The organism is Planococcus donghaensis (assembly GCF_001687665.2).
Classification (GTDB): domain Bacteria; phylum Bacillota; class Bacilli; order Bacillales_A; family Planococcaceae; genus Planococcus; species Planococcus donghaensis.
On sequence record NZ_CP016543.2, the window covers coordinates 2,369,141 to 2,395,189 of the forward strand.

Annotated in this window: 27 protein-coding genes and 1 riboswitch; of the genes, 14 read left to right on the forward strand and 13 right to left on the reverse strand. The window is 39.9% G+C overall.

Going from position 1 to position 26,049, the window contains the following annotated elements:
- Positions 1 to 2: 2 nt before the first annotated feature.
- Positions 3 to 1,028 (reverse strand): TRAP transporter substrate-binding protein, encoded by a 1,026-nt coding sequence (locus tag BCM40_RS11875; protein ID WP_065525733.1) that lies wholly within the window; start codon positions 1,026 to 1,028, stop codon positions 3 to 5.
- Positions 1,025 to 1,690 (reverse strand): GntR family transcriptional regulator, encoded by a 666-nt coding sequence (locus BCM40_RS11880; protein WP_065525732.1) that lies wholly within the window; start codon positions 1,688 to 1,690, stop codon positions 1,025 to 1,027. The genes BCM40_RS11875 and BCM40_RS11880 overlap by 4 nt, the downstream gene beginning before the upstream one ends.
- Before the next feature lie 177 nt (positions 1,691 to 1,867).
- Between BCM40_RS11880 and BCM40_RS11885 the strand changes: the two genes are divergently transcribed.
- Positions 1,868 to 3,232 carry an FAD-binding oxidoreductase gene (locus tag BCM40_RS11885; protein WP_065525731.1) on the forward strand — a complete coding sequence of 455 codons (1,365 nt, stop codon included), beginning with the start codon at positions 1,868 to 1,870 and terminating at the stop codon, positions 3,230 to 3,232.
- 43 nt (positions 3,233 to 3,275) lie between these two features.
- Here the strand turns inward: BCM40_RS11885 and BCM40_RS11890 are convergent, their stop codons facing one another.
- Positions 3,276 to 3,926: a LytTR family DNA-binding domain-containing protein gene (locus tag BCM40_RS11890; RefSeq protein ID WP_065525730.1), complete on the reverse strand. Its 651-nt coding sequence runs from the start codon at positions 3,924 to 3,926 to the stop codon at positions 3,276 to 3,278.
- Between the two features lie 163 nt (positions 3,927 to 4,089).
- Between BCM40_RS11890 and aceB the strand changes: the two genes are divergently transcribed.
- On the forward strand, positions 4,090 to 5,691 hold the full coding sequence (aceB, locus tag BCM40_RS11895; protein WP_197681394.1) for a malate synthase A: 1,602 nt from the start codon (positions 4,090 to 4,092) through the stop codon (positions 5,689 to 5,691).
- A 19-nt stretch (positions 5,692 to 5,710) separates the two neighbouring features.
- Positions 5,711 to 5,839, forward strand: a complete 129-nt coding sequence (locus tag BCM40_RS16525; protein WP_197681395.1) for a YhfH family protein — start codon at positions 5,711 to 5,713, stop codon at positions 5,837 to 5,839.
- A gap of 45 nt (positions 5,840 to 5,884) precedes the next feature.
- Here the strand turns inward: BCM40_RS16525 and BCM40_RS11900 are convergent, their stop codons facing one another.
- Both BCM40_RS11900 and BCM40_RS11905 read right to left on the reverse strand, forming a co-directional pair.
- Complete coding sequence (locus BCM40_RS11900; protein ID WP_065525729.1) at positions 5,885 to 6,490, reverse strand: hypothetical protein; 606 nt, start codon at positions 6,488 to 6,490, stop codon at positions 5,885 to 5,887.
- A 184-nt stretch (positions 6,491 to 6,674) separates the two neighbouring features.
- Positions 6,675 to 6,968: a hypothetical protein gene (locus BCM40_RS11905; RefSeq protein ID WP_065525728.1), complete on the reverse strand. Its 294-nt coding sequence runs from the start codon at positions 6,966 to 6,968 to the stop codon at positions 6,675 to 6,677.
- 151 nt (positions 6,969 to 7,119) lie between these two features.
- Between BCM40_RS11905 and BCM40_RS11910 the strand changes: the two genes are divergently transcribed.
- Complete coding sequence (locus BCM40_RS11910; protein ID WP_065527674.1) at positions 7,120 to 7,779, forward strand: HAD family hydrolase; 660 nt, start codon at positions 7,120 to 7,122, stop codon at positions 7,777 to 7,779.
- 36 nt (positions 7,780 to 7,815) lie between these two features.
- Here BCM40_RS11910 and pcp read toward each other — a convergent pair whose 3' ends face one another.
- Complete coding sequence (pcp, locus tag BCM40_RS11915; RefSeq protein WP_065525727.1) at positions 7,816 to 8,424, reverse strand: pyroglutamyl-peptidase I; 609 nt, start codon at positions 8,422 to 8,424, stop codon at positions 7,816 to 7,818.
- A gap of 185 nt (positions 8,425 to 8,609) precedes the next feature.
- Between pcp and BCM40_RS11920 the strand changes: the two genes are divergently transcribed.
- The 5 genes from BCM40_RS11920 to BCM40_RS16500 all read left to right on the forward strand — a co-directional run bounded on the left by BCM40_RS11920 (position 8,610) and on the right by BCM40_RS16500 (position 12,111).
- Positions 8,610 to 9,389, forward strand: coding sequence for an ABC transporter substrate-binding protein (locus tag BCM40_RS11920; RefSeq protein ID WP_065525726.1), 780 nt, complete (start codon positions 8,610 to 8,612; stop codon positions 9,387 to 9,389).
- Positions 9,390 to 9,417: 28 nt separating this feature from the next.
- On the forward strand, positions 9,418 to 10,077 hold the full coding sequence (locus BCM40_RS11925) for an amino acid ABC transporter permease (protein WP_065525725.1): 660 nt from the start codon (positions 9,418 to 9,420) through the stop codon (positions 10,075 to 10,077).
- A complete protein-coding gene (locus BCM40_RS11930) occupies positions 10,070 to 10,792 on the forward strand; it encodes an amino acid ABC transporter ATP-binding protein (RefSeq protein ID WP_065525724.1) in 723 nt (240 codons plus the stop codon). The genes BCM40_RS11925 and BCM40_RS11930 overlap by 8 nt, the downstream gene beginning before the upstream one ends.
- A 146-nt stretch (positions 10,793 to 10,938) precedes the next feature.
- Positions 10,939 to 11,823: a hypothetical protein gene (locus tag BCM40_RS11935; protein ID WP_065525723.1), complete on the forward strand. Its 885-nt coding sequence runs from the start codon at positions 10,939 to 10,941 to the stop codon at positions 11,821 to 11,823.
- A 117-nt stretch (positions 11,824 to 11,940) separates the two neighbouring features.
- Positions 11,941 to 12,111, forward strand: coding sequence for a hypothetical protein (locus BCM40_RS16500; protein ID WP_169818722.1), 171 nt, complete (start codon positions 11,941 to 11,943; stop codon positions 12,109 to 12,111).
- Positions 12,112 to 12,166: 55 nt separating this feature from the next.
- Here the strand turns inward: BCM40_RS16500 and BCM40_RS11940 are convergent, their stop codons facing one another.
- The gene (locus BCM40_RS11940) at positions 12,167 to 13,174 is read right to left on the reverse strand and encodes an LLM class flavin-dependent oxidoreductase (RefSeq protein WP_065525722.1); all 1,008 of its coding nucleotides are present in this window, start codon (positions 13,172 to 13,174) and stop codon (positions 12,167 to 12,169) included.
- 576 nt (positions 13,175 to 13,750) lie between these two features.
- Positions 13,751 to 13,855: riboswitch (SAM riboswitch) on the forward strand.
- Between the two features lie 74 nt (positions 13,856 to 13,929).
- On the opposite strand from BCM40_RS11940, the gene BCM40_RS11945 reads away from it, so the two are divergent.
- From BCM40_RS11945 to BCM40_RS11965, 5 genes are all read left to right on the forward strand, one after another.
- Complete coding sequence (locus BCM40_RS11945; protein WP_065525721.1) at positions 13,930 to 15,063, forward strand: methionine biosynthesis PLP-dependent protein; 1,134 nt, start codon at positions 13,930 to 13,932, stop codon at positions 15,061 to 15,063.
- Positions 15,047 to 16,219, forward strand: a complete 1,173-nt coding sequence (metC, locus tag BCM40_RS11950) for a cystathionine beta-lyase (RefSeq protein WP_065525720.1) — start codon at positions 15,047 to 15,049, stop codon at positions 16,217 to 16,219. The genes BCM40_RS11945 and metC overlap by 17 nt, the downstream gene beginning before the upstream one ends.
- 224 nt (positions 16,220 to 16,443) lie before the next feature.
- Positions 16,444 to 17,493 (forward strand): Fe(3+) ABC transporter substrate-binding protein, encoded by a 1,050-nt coding sequence (locus BCM40_RS11955; protein ID WP_065525719.1) that lies wholly within the window; start codon positions 16,444 to 16,446, stop codon positions 17,491 to 17,493.
- Positions 17,494 to 17,565: 72 nt separating this feature from the next.
- The gene (locus tag BCM40_RS11960; protein WP_065525718.1) at positions 17,566 to 19,197 is read left to right on the forward strand and encodes an ABC transporter permease; all 1,632 of its coding nucleotides are present in this window, start codon (positions 17,566 to 17,568) and stop codon (positions 19,195 to 19,197) included.
- A gap of 1 nt (position 19,198) precedes the next feature.
- Positions 19,199 to 19,945 (forward strand): ABC transporter ATP-binding protein, encoded by a 747-nt coding sequence (locus tag BCM40_RS11965; RefSeq protein WP_065525717.1) that lies wholly within the window; start codon positions 19,199 to 19,201, stop codon positions 19,943 to 19,945.
- Positions 19,946 to 20,577: 632 nt separating this feature from the next.
- Here the strand turns inward: BCM40_RS11965 and ystJ are convergent.
- The 6 genes from ystJ to BCM40_RS12000 all read right to left on the reverse strand — a co-directional run bounded on the left by ystJ (position 20,578) and on the right by BCM40_RS12000 (position 26,036).
- A complete protein-coding gene (gene ystJ, locus BCM40_RS11975) occupies positions 20,578 to 21,822 on the reverse strand; it encodes an NADP-dependent malic enzyme (RefSeq protein ID WP_065525715.1) in 1,245 nt (414 codons plus the stop codon).
- A gap of 146 nt (positions 21,823 to 21,968) precedes the next feature.
- Positions 21,969 to 22,652 carry a hypothetical protein gene (locus BCM40_RS11980; RefSeq protein ID WP_065525714.1) on the reverse strand — a complete coding sequence of 228 codons (684 nt, stop codon included), beginning with the start codon at positions 22,650 to 22,652 and terminating at the stop codon, positions 21,969 to 21,971.
- A 46-nt stretch (positions 22,653 to 22,698) separates the two neighbouring features.
- Positions 22,699 to 23,028 carry a hypothetical protein gene (locus BCM40_RS11985; protein ID WP_065525713.1) on the reverse strand — a complete coding sequence of 110 codons (330 nt, stop codon included), beginning with the start codon at positions 23,026 to 23,028 and terminating at the stop codon, positions 22,699 to 22,701.
- Between the two features lie 124 nt (positions 23,029 to 23,152).
- Entirely contained in the window at positions 23,153 to 24,439 is a 1,287-nt protein-coding gene (locus BCM40_RS11990; RefSeq protein WP_065525712.1) for a nucleotide sugar dehydrogenase, read from the reverse strand.
- 140 nt (positions 24,440 to 24,579) lie between these two features.
- A complete protein-coding gene (locus BCM40_RS11995) occupies positions 24,580 to 25,083 on the reverse strand; it encodes a sugar-transfer associated ATP-grasp domain-containing protein (RefSeq protein WP_065525711.1) in 504 nt (167 codons plus the stop codon).
- A gap of 17 nt (positions 25,084 to 25,100) precedes the next feature.
- Entirely contained in the window at positions 25,101 to 26,036 is a 936-nt protein-coding gene (locus BCM40_RS12000; protein ID WP_065525710.1) for a polysaccharide biosynthesis protein, read from the reverse strand.
- Positions 26,037 to 26,049 lie beyond the last annotated feature (13 nt).

Consider the following 26,049-nt stretch of genomic DNA (forward strand, 5'->3'; position numbering starts at 1 on the left):
TGTTATTCATTTGCTGCTAATGCTTGATCGATTAATTCTTGACCAATTTGATCTTCGTATTTTGTGTAAACAGATTTTGCTGCTTCACGGAACTCATTGCGTTGCTCATCTGTTAAGTCGTTAATTTGCATTCCTTCTTCTTTCAGTTTATCAAGGAACTCACCGTCTTGTTGCTGTGCTAATGCACGTTGTTCTGTACGGAATTCTTCTGCTGCTTCAGTCATAATTTCTTGCAGATCTTCGGGAAGGCTGCTGTACACGTCGTTATTAATCAATAACGCTGTTGCTGCATATACGTGACCCGTTAGTGTTAAGTAATCTTGAACTTCATAAAATTTATTGGTGTAGTAAAGGGAGATCGGGCAATCCATTGCATCATATGTACCTTGTTGCAATGCTGTATAAAGTTCACCAAATGCAAAAGGCGATGCATTGGCACCAAATGCATTAAAAGTATCTGTATGCAATGGGCTTTCTAACGTTCTCATCTTCAAGCCTTCCATATCTTCTGGAGATTCAATAGGTCCTTCATTGTTAGAAACATGACGGAATCCATTTTCACCAAAAACCAATCCTTTTAAGTCATTGTTTTCAAGGTCTGCCATTAAGTCTTGACCAAGTTCCCCGTCCAATGCTTTATAAGCTGCTTCGTTGTTATTAAACAAGAATGGCAAATCAAACACTTGGAATTTTTCGTTAAACGAAGCCATTGCTGCAACTGCCGGAATTGTCATTTCGATGTTTCCGAGTTGCACGGCTTCAATCGCTTCTCGGTCAGAACCGTATAATTGACCATTCGGATACAACTCGACGATTAAGCGACCATTTGATTCTGATTCTAATTTTTCTTTAAATGCTACTGCTGCTACATGGGAAGATTGTTCTTCCGGTACTAAATGAGCAAGTCGGAGTGTATAAGTTTCTTCCCCGGCTTCTCCATCTTCTGTAGTAGTTGTTCCACTGTCTGGTCGTCCGCAAGCTGATAAAATAAATAATCCAATAAGAAATAATCCAAGTATTTTTTTCATAGTTCCTCCTGTGTGCTGTATTTCAGTAGCCGGTTTTCAATATTATCCAAATGAGTACCTAACTGCTGTTTGGCCTTTTTCAAATCTCCTTGTTCTATCGCTTGGAGTATGGCTAGATGTTCTTCATATGCTTTTTTTGAACTGTCGGTTGCCGTATCAGATAGCAACAAAAAAGCTCTGCTTCCTCCGCTATTAATAGTATTTATCATTTCTTTCAAACGGTTATTGCGGTGGTTTCGATATAACAAAGCATGAAATTCTTGATCTAAATCCATAAATTCCACCACTTTTTCTTCTTGCACTGCCTGCCATTGACGTTCTATATTTATCATTAACTCATCAATATTAGGTCGCTGCTCCATATCCGTTAAATTTTCAAGACCTTTGATTTCTAATAATCGTCGAAGCTCCATAATCTCAATAATATCTTGAGAAGTAAAAGCTGCTACTACTGCAGGCTTAAGGTTTCTCAACTCAACCAATGCATCCATGGCTAACCTTTTTAAGGCTTCTCGTAAAGGTGTTCTACTTATACCCAGTTCATGTGCTAATTTTTCTTCTGGTAATTCTTGACCAGGCTTTAGTTCTCCTGCAATAATCATCTTTTTGATATATTCGTAGGCGCGATCTGCCAACGTAGCTTGTTTTGGGATCTTTTCCATAATTCCTCCTCTCTTTATATTTACTCCACAGAGTGTATACTGTATACAGAGAGTATAAAATAGACTATTTCATTTGTATAGAGGAGATCTAAATTTTCTAACTATTTCAGTTGCTCTATAAACAAACCAAAGAGTGAATAGCGAAATTTACAAGTTATTAAAAGGAGATGTGTGCACTTGACAAACCATTGGAGAAACGCGTTACAAAAAACATTGAAGGACGACCAATATTCAACCAGTGTTAGTGAATTATACCGACATAGCCACGATGAGTCTGATCATACACCTGTAGAGCCTGAAATTGTCTGTTTCCCAGAATCCACAGAAGACGTGTTAGCCATTATGAAAATTGCTCGTGAAGCCTCGGTTCCTGTTACGCCATTTGGTAGCGGCTCTGGTTTAGAAGGACAATCCATTCCAACAATGCACGGCATTTCACTAAATTTCGAGCGAATGAATCAAGTCGTGAAATTCTCACCGGAAGATTTACTAGTGACTGTCCAACCAGGCATCACTCGCCTTCAATTGAATAGCATTATTAATCGACATGGATTGCAATTCCCGATAGATCCAGGAGCAGACGCTACAATTGGTGGCATGACAGCGACAAATGCTAGCGGAACGACCGCAGTTCGTTATGGGGTTATGCGGGATCAGATTGTCGATTTAGAGATTGTTTTAGCAGATGGGACACTTCTACATACGGGAACAAAAGCAAAAAAATCGTCTTCTGGCTATCATTTAACGGGGCTTTTTACTGGGTCAGAAGGAACACTTGGCATTATTACAGAGATCACATTAAAGCTTCACGGTATTCCGGAACATACGATTGCTGCTAGCTGCACATTTGAAACACCTCACCAATGTGCAGAAGCCGCTCATATGATCTTGCTCAGCGGCATTCCTGTTCAACGCATGGAATTTGTTGATGCATACAGCATTGCGAAAGTAAACGATTATGGCAATTACGGACTTCCTGAAAAGCACTCGTTATTTTTTGAGTTTGCTGGCATGAAAAGTGCAGCCGAAGAAGAAGCTGCATTAGCACAGGAACTGTTAACAGATATGAATTGTGAAAACTGGCGAATTGCGGCGGATTCTGAAGAACGCGCATCGATTTGGAAAGCGCGTCATGAAATGGCTTACGCTTACCGGCATCAAGCAGGCATGACGATTACAGGTGGGGATGTGTGCGTTCCAATTTCTAAATTGCCCGAACTGATTGACTATGCTCGCGAACTAATTTCCGATAGTGGATTACAAGGGGGCGTATTAGGCCATATTGGTGACGGTAATTTTCATACTTCGATTGCGTATGACGCCAAGGATCCTAAACAGCAACTTGCCGCTGAAACGATTAACGAAAAACTAGCTTATCGTGCCATTGAACTCGAAGGAACTTGTACAGGTGAGCATGGTGTGGGGCTTGGCAAAATTAAGTATCAAGAGGCTGAACATGGAGCTGCCGTGGCCATTATGAAAAATATGAAGCAAATGTTGGATCCAACTAATTTACTAAATCCAGGGAAAATATTCGCATAAAAGCCAGCTGGGAAGCTCTCCTAGCTGGCTTTTATACATACTATTAGAAGCCGAGGCGTTCTCTAACACTTGCCGCATAATTTTGACTAACAGGTAAAATCGAGCCGTCTTTAAGTGTTAACTGATAGTTCGATGCAATATCTCGAGAAATTTCTTCTATATAATCGATATTAACGATATAAGACCGATGAATAGGCAAAAAATTATCTGGCAATTGATGTTTTAAGTTTTTCAACGTATGTATTGCACAATACGTTTCCTCGTCTGAATAAAACCACGTTTTCTTTTGACTGCTTTCAATATGAGAAACTTTAGATACAGAAACAGGACGCCAAGTATCTTCATACTTGCCTGTTAAAAATCGAATTGGCTTGTTTTTACGAACTAAATAATCTGGCGGCAAAATAATAACGAGTACGCCCTCTTTCTCACCTAGCTTGACCGGGTAGCCAATGCCGTAATAAGGTACACCAAAAATAGACTCTTCGACAAACATTTCAATTCGCTGTCTTTCTTTTTTCGCACGGGCAGCAATACTACCTGGAAGAACGGGCTGACCTTCTCGAATCTGCAAGTCATGAACTCCCGCTTTATAGTAGATATAACTATCTTCTACTGCAATGGCAATCGATGCTTCTTTCGGAATCCAATCCCCAATAATAAAACCCATTTGTTCCAATACGGTATTTTCCATACCTGACTCCCCTTTCAAATGTGCTTATCGCCACATAGCCGCTTTTGTCGCTGAATAATCTCTTTTATCTTATTTAGAAGACAGTTAGAATTTTCTGTTATATATTAATATACATCAAAACAAACTGTATTAATACAGGAGAATAAATTTTTTTCAGAAAGGGATGATTTATTTGTTAACAAAATCGACTATGACGATAAAAGGTGAAGAAGTTCCAGGAATGGAAACCATTTTAACTCCTGAAGCATTGGACTTTATTGAGAAGCTGCATACTACTTTTGATAAGCGGCGCGTCAAACTTTTGGAAAAGAGACAAGTACGTCAAAAAGAAATTGATGCCGGAAAAAAATTAGATTTTTTGCCAGAAACAAAGCATATTCGCAACAACAATTGGACAATTGCTCCCCTTCCTGAAGATATGCAAGATCGCCGTGTTGAAATCACAGGTCCGACAAATCGCAAAATGCTGATTAACGCATTAAACTCAGGAGCCAAAATGTTTATGGCAGACTTAGAAGACGCAACTGCACCCAACTGGTTTAACGTTATTGATGGCCAAATCAACTTACGAGATGCGGTTCGGCGACAAATTGATTTTGAAGTTGCTGAAACCGGAAAAAAATATGCGTTAAATGAAAAAACAGCAGTTTTAATGGTTCGCCCTCGTGGTTGGCACTTAATGGAGAAAAACATTCTTACTGATGGACAGCCGATTTCCGGTAGCTTAGTCGATTTTGGATTGTATTTTTTTCACAATGCGCAGGAATTGATTGAACGCGGGACTGGTCCTTATTTCTACCTCCCAAAAATGGAAAGTCATTTAGAAGCACGTCTTTGGAATGATGTGTTCGTTTTTGCACAAAACGAATTAGGCATTCCCCAAGGGACGATACGTGCAACGGTATTGATTGAAACCATTATGGCCGCTTTTGAAATGGACGAAATTTTATACGAATTACGCGAACATTCAGCCGGCTTAAACTGCGGACGTTGGGACTATATTTTTAGTGTGATCAAACGTATGCGGAATTTACCGGAATACATTTTTCCGGATCGTTCACAAGTAACCATGACGGTACCCTTTATGCGTGCATATACACAACTGTGTATTAAAACGTGTCACAGACGTAATGCACCGGCGCTTGGCGGAATGGCAGCACAAATTCCCGTTAAAGGAAACGACGAAGCCAATGCCGCGGCTTTTCAAAAAGTGGCGGAAGACAAACGACGTGAAGCCATGGACGGTCATGATGGCACATGGGTCGCTCATCCTGGCATGGTCGCGATTGCGATGGAACAGTTTGACGAGCACATGCCTACGCCAAACCAAATTGATAACAAACGTGAAGACGTTCAAGTTACTGCTGAGCAATTAGTAGAAGTGCCTACTGGTACGATTACGGAAGATGGATTACGCTCGAATATTTCAGTTGGGATCCAATACATTGCCTCTTGGTTATCTGGAAACGGTGCAGCTCCAATTCATAATTTAATGGAGGATGCTGCAACGGCTGAAATTTCCCGTTCGCAAGTATGGCAATGGATTCGCCATCCAGAAGGAGTTTTAGAGGATGGACGCAATATTGACATTCCTCTCTTCCACAAAGTGATTGAAGAAGAAACAGCTAAGATCAAACAAGCTGTTGGAGACACAAAGTATTCAACCGGTAATTATGCGGAAGCCCGTGAGTTGTTTACAAATCTTACTTTACAAAGTGAATTTGCTGAATTTTTGACACTGCCAGGTTATGAACAACTAAACTAAACTATTGGAGGAGATCAAAATGAAAAACACTCAAACTTTCGAAACGCGGACAAAAAAAGAATGCCGGGAATGTGGCTGTGTGATCAAAGAACGCCGCGAATCTATTATTTATGAATGTGAACGTTGCATTGCCAATGCAGAAGAATAATGCAAAAGAGGAAAACCAGTAAATATGGTTTTCCTCTTTTTTTCGTTAGTATGTTATTTTCTCTAATAATCTCTGTTGATTGTTAACTTGAATTTTGCCGATTTTACCTGCTGTTGGAACGATGGCCTCCCCCTCTAAATCAAACGTTTCGGGTTTACCTGTTTCGCTTTCAAACAGTACTTGGAATGTGAAAGTATACAAAGTCTTTTCGGTTTCATTTTGGATGATTTTTATATTATCCGAGCTTACTTTGTATTCACGATCCGACAAGCTATACATAAAAGCATCTGTATTCTTATATGTTTCATACGCATTATCGGTAAAATAAAGAGCATACGTATCGTCCATGTACGCAATTAATGCTTTATATTCCAGTGAATTCAACCAAGCATTATACTGTTCTTCATCCATATCACCTGTTTGACTGTCCATTGCAGCATTCCATAATTCGCGGTACTTTTCGTCTGGACCGTTAAATTGTTTTTCAATAACAGCTTGAATGGCCGCTTTGTCTTGTTCAATAGAATCACCCACTTTTTCAGTTTCTGTTTCTATTGCTTGACCATTTTCTGAACATCCAGCAATGAGTAAAAAAGAAACAATCATTAAAAATAGCCCGATAAGTCTTTTGGTCTTTATAAAGTTGTCCATGCTTTATTCCCCCTTTTTGTGTGATAAAAGTAGAATTAACTAGTATACGAAGCAATTCTCAAAAAGTTCCAGTTTTATTGTATTAATCATTTTCGTCCACTTTAACGACCATCAAGCTCTTTGTTCACAAAACAAAAAAATCACCTTTAACGTCATGCTAATGACGTTAAAGGTGATTTTCTCTTTACTCTTGGTTGGATGATTTAAAACGATAACGGTTGTCATCTTCAAGTTTGTTAAAAACTTCAATATAGCGAGTGCCACCTTGTTCGCGTGCATTTGGTGTATCTTCACCTTCTAGAATTTCGTCAAGCGGGCGCGCTTCGGGTTCAATGATGATTGAATCAAAGTCATCCATCAATCCTTGGAGTTCACTGTAATTTTCAATATTCTTATCTTTTTTTACTTCTTCAAATAGACGGTCTGATTCGTCTTGTGTTAATTCTACATACCCGACCGTGATTTGTTGTTTTTCCATCGTAAAACCTCCTGTAGCTTAATCCACTATTTCTTTTTCCATACCCGTAAAGTTAAAACACGTAAACCTGCTACTGGTATCTACTGGAAGAAAATCCGGATTTCAGCTATGATGAGAGCAATAGAAAAAATGAGAACCGGAGTTGATTTCTTTGCGCGTAGCCATATTTGATTTTGATGGAACTTTATATTCAAAAGAAACTTTCCAGCTAATGATGAGTCATTTAAAACACCATCCAGAACATAGCCTACGTTATCGTCAATTTTACCGGGCAATTATGCCTCCTTACATTGGCCATCGCTTAAAAATCTATCCGGAATGGAAAATGCGTGAACGTTCGGTTCAAGCTTACTTGTCTTCGTTGGAAACTTTTACAAAAACTGAACTCGAACAATTTTTCGGAGAGATTGCAGATCGAATGCACGGGGATATGAACCCAACGGTGGTAAAGCGTTTAAAAGAACATGTGGCAAATAATGATTACGTCATGCTCGTTTCTGGAGCCTTTACTCCATTACTTCACGCCGTGACTGAACAATTACCCATTAAAACCATTATTGGGACAGAAGTTCTCTATAACAATAATATATTAGATCACCAGACACCTTTGTCACATATACAAGGTACGCTGAAAACCAAAAAAATTAAAGAAGCACTAGAAGGCTGGGATATTGACTGGGCTAACAGCTATGCATATGGCGACAGTCCTTCAGACTTACCTGTGCTTGAACTTGTCGGTCACCCTGTTGCCGTTCAACCAAAGCCGAAATTACGTACAGTTGCAGAACGTCGTAATTGGGAAATCATTTAATCATAAAAAACGGACCGCAATTTGCGATCCGTTTTTCTATGCTTCCTCTAACACTTCAATACAAATTTGAATCCCCTTTACAAGGTCCTCATGCGACCAACTAGGAATCCGGCCATGTTGAATGGCCAATTCATGTGACGCCGGAATGTGAATAAAACCCGTTTTCAATGAGGGTTTATTATGTTTGGCATAATGCAGCCCTTCATACATCACGTTATTACATAGATATGCACCAGCTGTATTTGAAATTTCTGCGGGCAAGCCATTCGTTAATAGATGATCAACCATTTTCCGAACGGGTAAAGTAGACATATAAGCTGCCTCTCCTTCTTGTCGAATCGGCTCATCAACTGGTTTGTTGCCTTCATTATCAACATCCCCATCTTTGACATTCAAGGCGATTCGTTCTGGAGTAATTTTATACCTCCCTGCTGCAAGTCCTAGCGAAATCACAGCATCCGGATTTTCTTCTTCGATAAGCTTGAGTAAAAATTCTCCGGACAAATTAAAGTCTACAGGCATTATTTTGCCGACAACTTGGTAATTTCCGATTGTTTTCCCATCTAACACTTCTACTATTTTCATCGTTGGATTAACTGTATAATCCAAAAATGGCTCAAAGCCAGTTAACAGTAATTTTTGCAATCTAATCTCCCCTTTATCGCTATTATACGCAAACTCCTTTTTCTTGCCTAACCCTCTCTTTTACCGCTCTTGAATTATCAGAAAATATAAACATTAATTTTATCTAAAAATAGCTTTCCAAACGTTTTTCAATGTGTTAAAATTCATTAAAATGAATAAACATACATAATACAGGAGGAATATACATGATTAAGAAACTATCATTCATCACATTATTTGCATCATCTGCATTACTACTAGGAGCTTGTGGAAGTGCTAGCGAAGACGAAACTGGAGCTTCAGAGAAAAAAGAAGTATTGGAAATGGGAACATCTGCAGAATTTGCGCCATTCGAGTCGCGTAACCCTGAAGGCGATATTATTGGATTTGATATTGACCTTGCAAACCACATTGCAGATGAACTAGGATACGAACTTGAAATTACTGATATGAAATTTGATGGCTTGATCGGCGCTTTGCAAAACGACCGTGTTGATATGGTTATTGCGGGTATGTCTGCAACCGACTCTCGTAAAGAAAACGTCGATTTTTCAACAGAATACAATCATTCTGGTGAAATGTTCGTGACCGCTAAAGATTCTGAACTCTCAAGTCTTGAATCGTTAGAAGGCAAAACAGTTGGTGTTCAACTTGGAACGATTCAAGAAGAAGGTGCGAAAAGCATCATCGCTGACGAAGGCATCAATTTTGAATTAAAAGCTTTAGACGATTCGGGTGCATTAATACAGGAAATTTTATCTGGCCGTATAGATGCTGCCTATATGGATAAACAAGTTGCACTTGGTTATATCGAAGCCCAAGATCTTGGTGCATTTGATGACCCAACTACAGCTTCACCTGGTATGGCCGTTGCTTTCCCTAAAGGAAGCGAGCTTGTTGACAAGGTCAATGCAGTACTTGCTGAAATGGAAGAAAGTGGCGCACTCGATGAACTAAAAGAAAAATGGTTATCTGAAGAAGAGTAAACTTACCTGTAGAAAAGAGTTGTAATTTATGAATCTTGATTTTTCACAAATCGTTCCTTATATCCCTTTCATGTTGGAAGGGATATGGGTTACGTTAAAATTCGTGTTTTTCGCTATTATACTTGGTTCAATTCTCGGAACCTTATTGGCTTTGTTCAAAATTGGTAGCATTAAACCGTTGCGTTGGTTTGCTGACGCTTATACATCCATCTTTCGGGGAACCCCTTTAATTTTGCAATTAATGATAATTTACTATTCCATCCCCCAATTGATGGGATTTGATATTTCACCATTTTTGTCAGCAATATTGGCATTTGGCCTTAATTCATCTGCATACATATCAGAAATAATCCGTGCTGGAATTCAAGCTGTCGATAAAGGTCAAGTGGAAGCGGCTCAAGCTCTTGGCATTCCTTACAGCGCCATGATGAAAGACATCATTTTACCTCAGGCCTTGAAAAACATCTTGCCTGCTTTAATGAATGAATTTATCACTTTAACCAAGGAATCTGCCATCGTCTCTACCATCGGGTACCTCGACCTTATGAGGCGTGCACAAGTAGTTGGTGCTGATTTGTTCCGTAATTTTGAGCCTTTACTGTTTGTCGGTGTCATTTATTGGTGTCTTGTGATGGGCTTAACGATGATTGGTAGAGTGTTTGAACGGAGGTTGAAACAAAGTGATTAATGTACAAAATTTATACAAGAAGTTCGGCACGAATGAAGTACTTAGTGATATTTCAGCTACTGTTAACAAAGGAGAAGTCGTTTCAATCATCGGTCCTTCTGGTTCGGGTAAATCGACTTTCTTGCGTTGTTTAAATTTGTTGGAAGTTCCGACTTCTGGAACCATTGAAATTAACGGCAAAAGTTTAACTGCTTCTAAAAAAACAATTCATAAAATCCGCCAAGAGATTGGGATGGTGTTTCAACACTTTCACTTATTCCCTCATTTAACGGTACTTGAGAATTTAACGTATGCTCCGATAAAAGCAAAAGGGATTAAAAAAGCGGAAGCAGAAATGAAAGCTCGGCTTTTACTTGAACGTGTGGGCTTATCTGAAAAAGAAAAAGCATACCCAAACAGCTTGTCAGGCGGCCAGAAACAGCGCGTAGCCATTGCTCGTGCCTTGGCAATGGAACCAGAGCTTATGCTCTTTGATGAACCAACATCAGCACTTGATCCTGAAATGGTTAAAGAAGTTCTTGATGTTATGAAAGACTTAGCACAATCAGGGATGACGATGGTTGTTGTTACGCATGAAATGGGCTTTGCTCGTGAAGTTGCAGATCGTGTCATCTTTTTAGATCACGGTGTGCTAGTCGAAGAAGGTCAACCTGTCGAATTTTTCAGCAATCCAAAAACCGAACGTGCAAAAGATTTTCTCGATAAAGTATTGTAACAGGTGTCCTTTGGGCACCTGTTTTTTTATGACTATTCTACGTTTTTTTTATTTGTTCATTCGATGCTCAAATGTCAAACAGATTCCCCGCCTTTCACATGTTATAATCAGATCTGGCAATCTTGCAGAAAACAGAGGTGGAAAATGTGTTTAGAAAGATAATTATTTTGATAAGCGTTGTATTTTTCATGTCGCTGTTTATTTTTACAGCAGTCATGTTTTTAAAAAATGAAGTAGAACTTTACTCCGACAACAATTTAACGTTAACGCTTGAAAAACCAACATTCATTTCTCTTAAAGAGCCTGAGGTTAGTGAAAATGAATCAGACTTAACACAGCTTTACCAACTGACATTCCTCGGCTTGAATGTGGGGACCTATACCCTTGTTGACCGTTCTTTTTCGAATGGGACTTCTATTATTTTTGAAGAGATTAAAAATACAAGTTGGGTCCCTTATACATTTTCAATGAATATTAAGGGCCTAAAAGACGCAGACTTTAAATCTTGGAATCCTCAACCAACTGTCCGACTCGACGAAGACGTCTATGGTTCCGATCCGACTACCAATCCTTATGGTATTTTCACGACTCCGGATGGCGAAATGTTGATTGGGAATGTGTATGTATCACGGAACCTTCAACTGGGTAATGGCAACTGGGTGCAGGAGCTCCGCCATGAAATTACCGAAATGACAGTAGAAGAAGGTGCTCTCTCAAAAAACCTTTGGCTTCCTCCTAAGCACACAAGTCAGACTTGGTTAATGGCTTCGCCAGAACCGTTATTTGATACAGAAGAACTGGAAGAGGAGTGGATTGCCTTCACCCTTGAAAATCGTCTATCTCAGTTAAACTGGTTAACCCCTGAAGGTCCTTTAGTGAAACTGGAATTGACGGATGACCCTCGAACACAGCTGGCTTATGGGTATATTAATAAACGGACTGCAGATTTAACTTCCTTGGAATGGAATGAAAAATCCTCTGCTGCGTTTTTTGAATCCATGATATTAAATGCAGAAATCAATAAACCTTAATATAAGGTCAAGCTCTTCTTTGGATATTAAACAAAATATTCTGTATAATAGAAATGAATTAAAATTCTTGTTTTTTGTCAGGTGGCTGCTGATTATTAAATAAGGAGGTTGGTCATAATGGAACGTAAAGTACTTGATCCGCAAGAAGTCGAACGTCGACTAGATGAAGACTTTAATGCAATTCTGAATATGATTGGCGAAGGTTCACCCGATTTTGCAGCCGATGAGGAAAACGAGATATTAAAAGAACGGCGCCGCGAAGAAGTTAAAGCTAAAGATCTTCATTAACATTAAAAATCACCTCTCTATAAATAGAGAGGTGATTTTTTGTACATATTTTTTCTTAGTGCATCATTTCTGCTAGATAATCGTATGACTTCAGGCGCTCTTCGTGGTAGAAAATTGGTGAATGGACAATCACTTCATGAGCACGTGTTTTTTGGATAAAGTTTTTCAGTTTTTGTTTCACGAGCTCGGGAGTTCCGACCATCATCGATTCAGAGTTTAATTTATCTCGGAAGATCGCAATTTCGCGATCTGTCCAAACGTCCTCTAACTTATCGATTGGTGGCTGGAATGTGGTTGGCTCTCCTCTCATCAACGAGAACATTTGCTGTTGGGAGGAAGTCGCTAACCATTCTGCACGTTCTTGTGTTTCCGCAATAATAACATTTACCCCAAGCATGGCATATGGTTCCGTTAATGCTTTAGATGGCTTGAAATTTTGATGATACAACTGCAAAGCTTGCATCATATAATCAGGAGCAAAATGACTAGCAAATGAAAACGGTAATCCTTTTAAAGCAGCAAGCTGCGCACTAAAGCCACTTGAGCCAAGTAGCCACATCGGCACTTTCATATTGGTTCCTGGGAAAGCACGAACACGCCCCACCGGATTTTCTGAAAAGTAATTTTCCAACTCCGCTACTTGTTGCGGAAAGTCTTCCCCATTGCTGTGTAAGCTTCGGCGCAATGCATGAGCAGTTGCTTGATCACTTCCGGGCGCACGTCCTAACCCCAAGTCAATGCGTCCGGGATAAATTGTTTCTAACGTACCAAACTGCTCAGCAATCACGAGTGGTGCATGATTTGGAAGCATTACGCCACCCGAACCTACACGAATCGATTTAGTCGCACCAGCAATATGGCCGATTAAAACAGATGTAGCCGAACTACCAATTCCCGGCATGTTATGATGCTCAGCTAACCAAAAGCGATTAAATCCAAGTGACTCCACATGTTGTGCTAACTCCACGCTATTTTTGAATGCCTGAGCCGTTTCCGCACCTTTATTAATCGGCGCCAAATCCAGTACAGACAACGGAATATCTTCGAATTTCTTGTTTGACATAATGACTTTCACTCCTATTCCTCTCCATTGTAGCGATGTTTTACAAAAACATCCCTTTTCCTGCTCATGAAAGAAAAGCGGAAGCTGCCGTGTAGATTCGACGGGCATAAGACGCTCTGGCAAAGCGGCGTTTTTCCAGCCGCACAGCTAGAGTAGCTTATGACCCGAGAATCTGGCAGCTGGAGCTAGACAACACGAAAAGTGAAAGTGCCTGGTCAGCTCCGACAGGCATAAGACAGACCAGCAGTGTGGCGTTCTTTGCCACGCAGCTGGGTTGACTTATGACCCGAGGAGCTAGGCACTTGCAACTGGACAACATGAAAAGCGGAAGTGGCTATGTAGTCCCGACAGGCTTAAGGCAGAACACGCAGGAAATCCTGATTTCCGTAGTGGGCTGACTTAAGACCCCGAGGGACTAGCCACTAGAGCTAGACAACACGAAAAGTGAAAGCTGCCGTGTAACCTCCCTTTTTTTCTTTCAATTCAAACTAATTAAAATCTTCTCTTGCTTTTCGCCTTCAAATGTTTTATGATAAGAAACATCGAAACAGAAACACCCTAAATTTAATAAGATATTTCTTATCTAGAGAGACGGAGGGATTTGGCCCTGTGAAGTCTCAGCAACCAGTCCGACGAAGACTACGGTGCTAAATCCAATAGGCTTCGCCTAGCAGATGAGAAGAATATGTTTCCTAACAGAGGCTTTCTTCTTAAAAGAAGAAAGCCTCTGTTTTATCGTGGAGAGGATGAGCAAAATGACAAAACACAGTTTAGAAACTTTATTGGTTCAATTAGGGAATCGTAGCGATGCTGCGACAGGAGCGGTAAATCCACCTATCTACTTATCCACCGCTTATGAACATCAAGGTCTTGGGCAATCGACTGGCTATGATTACACACGGACGAAAAATCCGACACGTTCTGTTTTAGAAGAAGGATTTGCTGAACTTGAAGGAGCAGATGCCGCATATGCATGCAGCTCTGGAATGGCCGCGATTCAACTAGTTTTGTCTTTATTCCGACCAGGCGATGAACTATTAGTGCCAGAAGATATTTATGGCGGTACGTATCGCCTATTAGATCATTTCGCAGCCGCTTATAACATCCATCCAATATATGCTGAATTTAAAAACGTAGAAGACACAGAAAAGAAAATAACGATAAACACACGGGCTCTTTTTATCGAAACGCCTACCAATCCGCTTATGCAGGAAATTGACCTGGTATCTTATGCCGCATTAGCGAAAAAACACAAACTGCTATTAATAGTAGATAATACGTTTTTAACACCTTTTTTCCAGCAACCTATCCAGCTTGGAGCTGATATTGTCATTCATAGCGCCACTAAATACATCGGGGGTCATAATGACGTATTGGCTGGCCTTGTTGCTGCTAAAGGAGAGAAGATATGCGACAAACTAGCCACATTCCATAACTCGGTTGGGGCTGTTCTCTCTCCTTTTGACTCTTGGTTATTAGTTCGAGGGTTAAAGACATTACCATTACGTATGAGACAACACGAAGCGAATGCCAAAGCAATTGCAGAATTCTTGTCTCATCAGCCGGTTGTATCGGACGTATTGTATCCGGGGAAAGGTGGTATGCTATCTTTCCGTTTACAGGAAGAAGCTTGGATTGGACCCTTTCTAGAAAACATTAAGCTCATCACGTTTGCTGAAAGCCTTGGCGGTGTCGAAAGCTTTATCACGTATCCTGCCACTCAAACTCACGCAGATATTCCTTTTGAAGAACGGACAAAGCGCGGCGTATGCAACCGTCTGCTACGATTCTCTGTAGGCGTTGAACTAGCCGAGGATTTAATCGCTGACTTAACACAAGCATTTTCAAAATTGAAAGAGGAGGTTGTTGAATATGACCGATCGTATTGAAACCAAGTTTATTCACTCTACTGGAGTTGATCCACTTACTGGGGCCGTTAACGTACCGATCTATTTGTCTTCTACATTTCATCAGAAAAGCTTAGATTCTTTTGGTCCGTTTGATTATAGTCGCTCAGGTAACCCTACGCGTCTTGCACTTGAAGAAACAATCGCAAAACTTGAAGGCGGCACACGTGGCTTTGCCTTTTCATCAGGAATGGCTGCCATCTCTTCGGCATTCATGCTTTTGTCTTCTGGTGATCATGTACTTGTTTCCGAAGATGTTTACGGGGGTACTTACCGCTTTATCACAGAAGTATTGGATAAATTTAAGATTGAATATACATTTGTAAATATGACCAATTTAGATGAAATGGCCAATGCTATTCAACCTAATACAAAAGTTATTTACTTAGAAACGCCTTCAAATCCTGTTATGAACATCACAGATATTGAAATCGCTGCAAAATTAGCAAAAGCAAATGATTGTTTAACATTTGTCGACAATACTTTTATGACCCCCCTTTATCAAAACCCGTTAGAACTTGGTGCTGATATTGTGCTACACAGTGCCACAAAATTTTTGTCTGGTCATAGTGACATTATTGCTGGACTCGCTGTTACGAAGGACGAAGAGCTTGGCAATCGCCTCGCCTTTATCCAAAACACGTTTGGGTCTGTTTTAGGCGCACAAGATTCCTATTTGCTAATTCAAGGAATTAAAACGTTAGGGGCTCGTTTAGGTCAATCATCCGAATCCGCTCGTGTGATTGCTGAATACTTGCACAATCATCCGCTAATCGAAGAAGTTTATTATCCAGGATTTTCATTCCACCCCGGCAACCCTATTCACGAACGTCAAGCAAAGAGTGCAGGAGCTGTCCTCTCTTTCCGCTTAGCTGATAAAAAGTCTGCTCGAACTTTTGTAGAGCATTTAAGAATTCCCGTATTTGCAGTCAGTCTTGGTGCAGTGGAATCGATCTTGTCCTATCCAGCCACAATGTCTCATGGCTCTATGCCAAAAGAAGAACGTGAAAAACGAGGAATTACCGATGGCTTACTACGTTATTCAGTTGGTCTCGAGCATACGGATGACTTAGTGCAAGATTTGAACCAAGCACTTGTTCAAGTAGCCCGACGTAACGGATTAAGTATTGCAAATTGAAGGCGTTAATTGTTACTCCTAAAAGCATCTATTACCTTAGCTGGTAATAGATGCTTTAGCTTTGCAAAAAAATGAAATTAATCATCTCATTTTTTAGACACAATTCCAAAAAAAATAAGATAGTTGGCTGTTTCTGATTGACATTCTCAATTAGCTCTTTATAATTGAGGTTGAGAATGATTTTCATTTAACTTCTCAATTATATACTAAAGGGAGAGACATCCATGAAGAAATCTTTATATCTCATTTTAGCATTACTACTTCTTGTTTTAGCAGCATGTGGAAACGATGATGCAGCTGAACAAAAAGATGAAACAGATGGTAATGAAGTTAATCTATATACAGCAAGACATTATGATGTCGACGATGAACTATATAAAAAGTTCGAAGAAGAAACAGGTATTAAAGTCAATTTGATCAAAGGTGACGCTGACGAACTACTTGAGCGCATCAAACGTGAAGGCGACGCTACTGAAGCAGACTTATTTTTAACTGCTGATGCCGGCCGTCTATACCGTGCTAAAGAAGATGGCTTATTGCAATCCGTAACAAGTGACCTATTAGACGAGCAAATTCCTGAAAACTACCGTGATACCGATCAAATGTGGTACGGCTTAACAAAACGTGCTCGTGTAATTGTATACAACCAAGACACCGTAACACCTGAAGAATTATCTACGTACGATGCATTGACAGAAGATCAGTGGAATGGCCGCGTATTAATCCGTAGTTCTGAAAACATCTACAATCAATCGTTACTTGCTTCATTTATCGAAATTGACGGTGAAGAACAAGCAAAAGAATGGGCTGCTGGATTAGTTAAGAACTTTGCACGTGACCCTGAAGGTGGAGATCGTGACCAAGCAAAAGCGATTGCAGCTGGAATCGGTGATGTGGCGATTATGAACAGCTATTATTTTGGTCAAATGTTAAATTCTGAAGACGCTGCTGAAGTAGAAGTTGCAGAAAATCTTGGGATTTACTTCCCGAACCAAGACACAACAGGAACTCACGTTAACGTTAGTGGTGCAGGCGTTGTAAAATCTGCGGCTAACAAAGACAATGCCATTAAATTACTTGAATTCTTATCTGCACCTGAAGCACAAGGGACATTTGCAGAAGCTAACTATGAGTATCCAGTAAACTCAGCTGTTGAACCGTCTGAGCTACTGAAATCATGGGGCGAATTCAAAGAACAAGACATCCCACTTTCTTCATTGGGAGACAACAACGCCAAGTCGATTTTAATCTTTAACGAGGTAGGCTGGAAATAATCAAAAAGCTCTTCCCTTGCTGTGTTCCAAAACGGCAAGGGATTTCTGACGATTGGAAAGGTGACTAATGCTATGCAACGAAGACTCGCTAACATAAATATTTGGACGGTCGCAGCCATCGCGATTATTGCTGCACTGTTTTTGCCGAACATGACAATTGTGACAGGTTTATTCACCCCCTCTAATGAAAATTGGGAGCATATGAAAGAATTCGTCCTATGGTCGTTTGTCAAAAACTCTTTGATCCTCGTTGTTGCCACAGCAGGTTCAACGATTTTCATCGGTCTGAGTTTAGCTTGGCTGATTGCTCAGTACCAGTTTCCTTTCCGAAAGTTTTTAAAATGGGCTTTGATTTTGCCTCTATCTATCCCTCCTTTTATCGGAGCATATACCTATCACGGAATCTTCAATTATACCGGAGTGATTCAGTCCACACTTCGCGGACAGTTTAATATGGAACTCAACCCGGTATACTTTGACATCATGAATTTGCCAGGTGCAATCTTTATCTATACCGTTTTCTTATATCCTTACGTTTACACCATTACACAAGTGTTTCTATCTCAACAATCTGCGTCGCTTATTGAAAGTACACGACTTCTCGGAAAAGGTCCGTGGCGAACGTTTTTCCAAGTGGTTGTCCCAATTTCACGAATTTCGATTATTGCAGGTGCTAGTTTAGTCATTTTAGAAGTATTAAACGATTACGGTGTGGTGAAATACTATGGCATCCAGACATTTACGACAGCAATCTTCCAAAGCTGGTTTGGGTTAGGCGATATTGAAACTTCGATTAAACTTGCAGCTTCTTTAATGGGCTTTGTTATTGTTATTTTGCTGATTGAGAAAATCCTGCGTGGTAAACGTCAATACAGCTACTCATCCACTAAAGTACGCCCGTTGCCGCTCATTCGGTTAACCGGATGGAAAGCATTTGCAGCAGCCGGCTATGGCTTTACAATATTAGCATTAGGCTTTTTCATTCCAGTTATTCAACTAATCGACTGGACAATCTTAACTTTTGGTACAATTCCGTTAGATGAGTTTATGTCTTATATCAAAAACTCAGTGTTTGTAGCAGGCATTAGTGCTGCTACCATAATTGTATTCTCATTAATTGTTGGTAATTTTGCCCGTCTAGTACACGGCAGGTTAGCTAAATTGTTGCCAAAATTGACTGTTCTCGGTTACTCTATTCCTGGAGCCGTTATTGCAGTTGCTGTTGTAACTGCCTTTGTGGCATTAGATAATTTTTTAGCGCCACTCTATCAGTTAGTGGGCACAAAATCGACGCTCGTACTCAGCGTTAGTCTTATCTTACTCGTTACTGCCTATATCATTCGGTTTTTTGCCATTGGCTATAGCTCGATCGAGACTGGTTACGATAAAATCGGGACGGATTTCCAAGACGCTTCTCGCCTTTTAGGAGCAGGATTAACCAGAACTTTCTTTAAAGTAGACATGCCGATGATGAAAGGCGCCATTATTAGCGGATTTATTCTAGTCTTTATCGATGTATTAAAAGAAATCCCATTAACTTTAATTTTAAGGCCATTTAATTTTGATACACTTTCAACGAAAGCCTTCCAATATGCCAGCGATGAAAAAATCATGGAGGCTTCTCAAGCTTCCCTATTGATTGTTGGAATCAGTGCTCTAGCGATTGTGGTCTTCTACAAGTTTTTGGAAAAGGAGTTGGATTAATATGTTCGTAACCATTGAAAATCTTTGTTTTTCTTATCCAAATACAAAAGCTGTTGCACTTGATAATTTCTCTTTGCAAATTGAAAAAGGTGAAGTTATTTCGATTCTTGGACGAAGCGGTAGCGGAAAAAGCACGGTTCTTCGTCTTCTTGCCGGACTTGAAAATCCTTCAGTTGGAAAAGTAACGATTCAAGATCAAGTTCTCTGTGACAATAAAACATTTATACAGCCCGAAAAGCGTGGCATTGGCATGGTATTTCAAGATTATGCACTTTTCCCTCATATGACGGTTGCTGATAATATCTTATTCGGTCTGTTTCGTATGAAAAAATCTGCCAAGCAAAAACGTCTCCACGAAGTGTTGGAGCTTGTGGAATTAGAAGGGTATGAAAATCGTTATCCTCACCAATTGAGCGGTGGACAACAACAGCGTGTAGCGATTGCTAGAGCACTTGCGCCAAACCCGCATCTTCTCTTGCTTGACGAACCTTTCAGTAACTTGGATGCAGAATTACAGGAAAAGATACGGAAAGAATTACGTGATATTCTTAAAAAAGCCAATATCACTTCTATCTTTGTTACACACGATGAAAAAGATGCTCACATTTTGGCTGACCGCATTGTCAAAATTAAAAATGGACAAACTGATTTTATCGGTCGTCCATGTGACTTGCTCGATGTTTACCGCCAAGAAGGTCACAGTGAACCTTTCCCCGTTATAGAAGAAAAAGAATTAGTTCATAGTTAAAAACAACCAACACGCCTTCTTAAAAGAAAGCGGTGTTGGTTATTTTTTTGGAACTAAAACAAATTACAAAAAAACCATCCGGTGTTTCGGATGGTTTCAGCTTTTAGACAAAAGAATTATTATGTTAGTTAACGAATGAATATTCATCTTATCCTATATACTGGATCCTTCGCTCCATGCGGACGCTTTCCGCGGACGAAGCGCTGAGCCTCCTCGTCGCAAGCTCCTGCGGGGTCTCATCACTCCGTTTTTCCGCAGGAAAGTCAGTGACCGAAGGGACTTCGGGCAATGGCTTTGCGACGAAGCTAGCGCAGCGATGCAGGAGCATATCTTTGCCCTTCGCCGCATTGCGCTTCGGATCCTTGTGTGATTGCTCATTAATTCTCTTGAAAAGTGGAATCACTGGTTACTCTCTCTAATTAGAGCTATATCCTAACAACCGTTCTGGCCACGAAGACTCCTATGGGACAGCGAAAGCTGAAGACCCCGCAGGAACGCAAGTGACGAGGAGGCTGAAGCTGAGCCCATGGAAAGCGCAGTGGCCAGAACGGTTGTGGTTATACACAACTATACATTTTCAATAGACTTTGTCTACAGTCTGAAACCATCCGTTGTTTCAGATGGTTATACGTTTAGCTTTGATTTTCTCCTACTGCAGATAAACTGATCGTTTTTTGTTTTAAATCATCTGTTGAAATTGCCTTGCGTGCTACTCCCGTTTCAGTAGCCGCTTTTGCCACAGCAGCAGCTACAGCAGAGGCTACACGTAAATCAAATGGTTTTGGGATAACGTAACCTTCGTGTAATTCATCTGTCTCTAGCAAGCCTGCAATCGCTTCCACTGCAGCGATTTTCATTGCATCGTTAATATCAGTAGCCAATACATCTAAGGCTCCCCTAAAAAGACCTGGGAAAGCCAGTACATTATTGACTTGATTCGGAAAATCAGAACGCCCTGTCCCCACCACTCGTGCTCCAGCTTTTTTCGCCAAATGCGGAAGAATTTCAGGGTTCGGATTTGCCATAGCAAAAATAATTGCATCGCTATTCATCGACCGGACCATGTCTTCAGTCAATGCCCCTTCAGCTGATACGCCAATAAAAACATCTGCTCCTTGTATCACATCCGCTAGTAAACCTTCTTTCCGTTCGTAATTGCTCATTTCAGCCACTTCCGCTTTAAATGGATTCATGCCATTTTTGCGTCCTTTGAATATAGCCCCTTTTGTATCACACATAATCAGGTGGGCAAAACCAAATTTACTAAGTAGTTTTACAATAGCAATTCCAGCAGCTCCCGCCCCATTTACCACAACTTTTGTTTCTTGAACGTCTTTCCCAACCAATTTCAACGCATTGATCAAACCTGCAAGGGTGACAATAGCGGTGCCATGTTGATCATCATGAAAAACTGGAATGCCCATTTCTTTTTTCAGACGTTCTTCTACTATAAAACACGTGGGGGCAGCAATGTCTTCAAGATTGACGCCGCCAAACCCTGGTTCAAGTAATTTTACAGTTTGAATAATGGTTTCGGCATCTGTTGTATCCAAACAAATCGGGAAAGCATCCACACCTGCAAACTCCTTGAACAAAATAGCTTTTCCTTCCATGACTGGTAACGAGGCAAGAGGTCCAATATTTCCAAGACCAAGAACGGCGGTACCGTCTGTTACGACAGCTACCATATTGCTTTTCATCGTATAATCGTTAACTTTCGAGGGATCAGCTGCAATTTCTCTGCACGGTTCCGCTACCCCTGGAGAATAAGCGAGACTCAAGTCCCTTTCGTTTTCTACTGCTACTTTTGAACGGATCTCCAATTTCCCTTGATTCGTTCTATGCAATTGCAGCGACTCGTTTTTTAGATTGGACATTTTGCCTCATCTCCCTATCTTCATAATTGTTCATTATATAGGGTATTGAGATAATTGAAAGACTTTTCAACCAATTCCGACAATATTCAGACTTTAGGCGGATAAAGCATTAAAGCCCGCCAGTTTTGGCAGGCCCATATTTTCGTTTACTCTGTTTCAACACTTTCTAACACAGAAGTGACCACAAACTCATCTTGTCCTTCTTCTTGCATCCTGAACTCACGTTTTACCTCACCGTATCCTTTGCTAAAGTAAGTTTTGTTAATCGTATTTTCAGTTTCTTCATTTTCAATAACAATGACATTTTCAAAGTTTTCAAAAGGCGTTTCAACGCTTGCATTTGTTTGTGTCACTGTCCAATCATCCATGACTGTACCTACTTCTAACGGAAAAGTTAAATACGTTCGAATCGGTTGTAATGCCTCTAATTCTTCTGAACTGGCTGCATATTCTTCGTAAAATTCAACTTGTTCTTTTACCACTTCAACTGAGCTTTCGCCGATTCTAAAAACTTTTAACATCACTGTCCCACCATTGTCCTCATAGGTAGCAATGTGCTTATCGTCCATAAAAACCGTCTGTAAAGTAAAACTCGCATACTCATTTCCTTCTCCAAGAAAAGTAGCCATAGAATTATCTGGCATAAAAAAATCATAAGGGTCTATATCGATAGTTTCTTCATCGACAGTTGGCTCTTCTTCCACTTTCTCGGATTCCTCTTTAGTTAGATTACTATCCTCCTCTGGAGACTGTTGTTCCTCTAAGCTTTCACTACTACAGGCTGTCAATAGCAACAGTATAGCTAAAGTAAAACTCATGAATTTCAGCATACCGAATCTTCTCCTTTAGGAAAGTCATGTGCATGATCGACTCCTTTTAGAGATGGAAAGAATCGTCATATAAAGGCTTCATATGCAAATCGTATTCCTTTTTCACATCTTCAATATCATAAATAGTCCCCGCGTCTGCAGCGCTATTCATATGTTCGACTTGTTCATGAACTAAGTCGGCAAAATACTTTCCACAAGCAATATTATTTGGATATTTTGCTTTTACTTTTTTCACCAGTTCTTCATCTAGTATTTGATTGAAAGCATGATACATTGCGGCGTTTACGATAGTCAACGACTTTTTAGAAGCATAAGATACCATGTAATAATTCCCGTAACGGTCTTTTAGTAAATCCTTTTTCGGCACAATCTCCATAACTTCGACCTCCTTGAGTTCTATAGTATTCCATACCCGTCCACTCTTCTAAAAAAACAGGTGGCGCCCATAATACAAAAAACCCCCTGCCCATAGCAGAGAGTTCATGTGGTGAAGTGTAAAATTATAAGCGCCATAACTGAATCTTTTCTGGTTTTTTTGCTTCCTCTAGCACCCCTTTTATATCAAATACGATTCCCCGTTCTCCAATAAACAAGCCGTCAAACTGCTTCCAACTGTTGTCTTTATATGTTTTATGTGGAACTGCTAAAACAACAGCATGAGCTGGCTTTAATTCATGGTAAGATAACAAGTCCGCTTCGTAATGACTTTGAGCATCTTCTGCGGAAGCATAAGGGTCCGCTAACTGAACATTAATCCCATGCAACTTTAATTCTTTAACAATATCTACCACTTTAGAATTCCGTAGATCTGGAACATCTTCTTTAAAGGACAGCCCTAAAATAATGACTTTTCCCTCGCTCAACAAAATATTTTCTTGCTTCATCTTTTTCATTAATGCTTGTGCAATAAACTGCCCCATACGGTCATTAATTTTTCGTCCAGGCAAAATCACATCAGAGCTATGGCCAAGCATTTTTACTTTATCCGTTAAATAAAAGGAGGCAAGTCCAATTTCTTGTCCGCCTACTAAGTTTGGCATCGTCTTCACGAAATCTCGTTTACTTCCTGCTGTAGCTAATACTTCCTGTGTATCAATTTCTAAGCGCTCACAAATTAATGCTAATTCATTCATCAAAGCGACATTAACATCACGTTGAATGTTCTCAATCAACTTCGCTGTTTCAGCAACTTGAATAGAAGGTGCTTTGTAAATCCCGCCATTTACTACACTGCCGTATACTTGCGCTAAAAACTCTGTTACTTCCTCGCTTTGACTAGCAACCACTTTTTTCATTGTTTTAAAATTATTTTTCTTATCCCCAGGTACAGTTCGTGCAGGAGAATAACCGACAAAAAATTCTTTGCCATTTTCGTAGCCCGAATACTTCTCTAGTAAAGGAATACAAATTTCTTCAGTCATTCCAGGCCCAACTATTGTTTCATAGACCACTACCGCACCTTTTTTTATTTGTTGACCCACACATTTACTCGCTGCTTTTAAAGCAGATAGCTCCGGCAAGTGGTTCTCATCGAGAGCAGATGGAACAGCGATGATGATAAAACCGGCATCTTGTAGATCGGCTGGATCCGATGTAAAGGCAATTGTGGTTTTCGCAAGTTCTTCACGACTTACTTCGTGCGTCTTATCTACCCCTAACAGCAATGCCTGTATTCTGGCTGTACTTATGTCGTAGCCTGTAACTGGATATTTTTGATTAAATGCAACCGCTACGGGCAATCCGACATAACCCAATCCAACTACTGCTATTTTCAGATTGTGCAACATAGTGACAGTTTTCCCCCTTTTCCTACTTTTCCATCGAGCTATTCGGATTGCCCATTCTCTTTGTTCAGCTTGCGCCCAATTTTTTTGTAGGTATACATTCCATAAAACAGTATGTGATAAAAATGATTTGTATTGACGTGCTAAAGTAAGTTTTCTTTTTCCATTAACCACGTAATCAAAATAGCTTGTCCTTTTGAATCCAAAGCAAACTTCCAAGAAATCACATCATCTACTTTATTTTCAATGTGTAAGTTAATAGCTAACGCCTTTAGTTGATCAAAATGTGGAATTTTACTACCTGCAAAAACAAAGCGTGTTTGGGGATGCTTATCGATTTTTTGAAGAGTTTTCAAATTATAAGCATACGGTTTCATATTGCCTTCCTGATCAAGACCACATGAAACTTCTCCAATCTGCTCTTCAAATCCAGCGTTGCTATCCACAGTACCAATTTCTAAACTGCCAGACAGCAATGCCACAGTATTGTTTTCACAATAAGTCACCAATTGAACGATATTCAATGCATAGGGATAAATTTTGTTCAAAAAGGGATGTTGTTCTATCATATCGTCATTTTGAAATGGCACATTCCTTTCAAAAACTTCTTCAAAAAGATATTCATTATGATATTTTTCCGTTCCCATTTCTCCCACCCTTTCTTTTATTGCTTGATAATTGATATCACCAGTTCTTGTACTTCATCCTCAGAGGCTGTTTTCAGCTGTTTTAATAGACGTGCCATTTCTATTTGACTAAGCTCTTTCTGCTTTTGAAGTTCGGTATAAACAAATTTATTTTTATGTTGAGTTAAATCTCCTTTATCAAACGCAGTAGTTGCGCCGCCAATTTGAAGAATCTTTTGCACGGCGGAAATAACTTCTGTTTGCTGCTCATATACTGGATAAAACTTTGATGCCAATTGCTCTGTAAAGAAAAATGCTGGTAGTCGAATAATGATGTACTTTGTTAAACTGGTTTGCGAAATACTTTCGACAATCACTTCCGCTAGCCTTTTGTTAACTTCTATTAAATTAATTGGTTTTTCTGCCTGGTCAGAAGATACTAAAACAAATACACCCACATGATAACGGTTTGCTGCTTCTGCGATATTACTGGTTCCTAGAGCATTTGAGTAAACAGCTTCAGCATATTGTTCTTCTGTAAAATCAATTTGATGATTGTCCTCGGTATGATAAATAACGTCTGGCCTGAATCGTTCAACAACTTCAAAAACTCTTTTTTTATCTTGAAGATGAATAATAATCGGAATAATTTCTGCTTGATAGCCTAAATGCTTTCTTAGCTCATACTCAATTGTATAAATCGATTGTGGACCATGACCAACTAGTAAAATGTGCTCAGGAGAAAGTTCCAACAATTGACGACTTATTTCAGAACCAATCATTCCTCCTGCTCCGGTAATCATCACGACTTTTCCTTTAAGATGTTCTTTTTTCGACAAGCTTTTGTGCTCAATTATTTGTTCGAAATTTTCAAATCCTTCTAACACAGCTGTACGTGCGTGCCGAAAAGCCATTAGGAAAGTCTTCTGAGAACGATGAAGAATTTTGCGCATATGCCTTTTATTGATCTTCATACGTTTTCTTCCT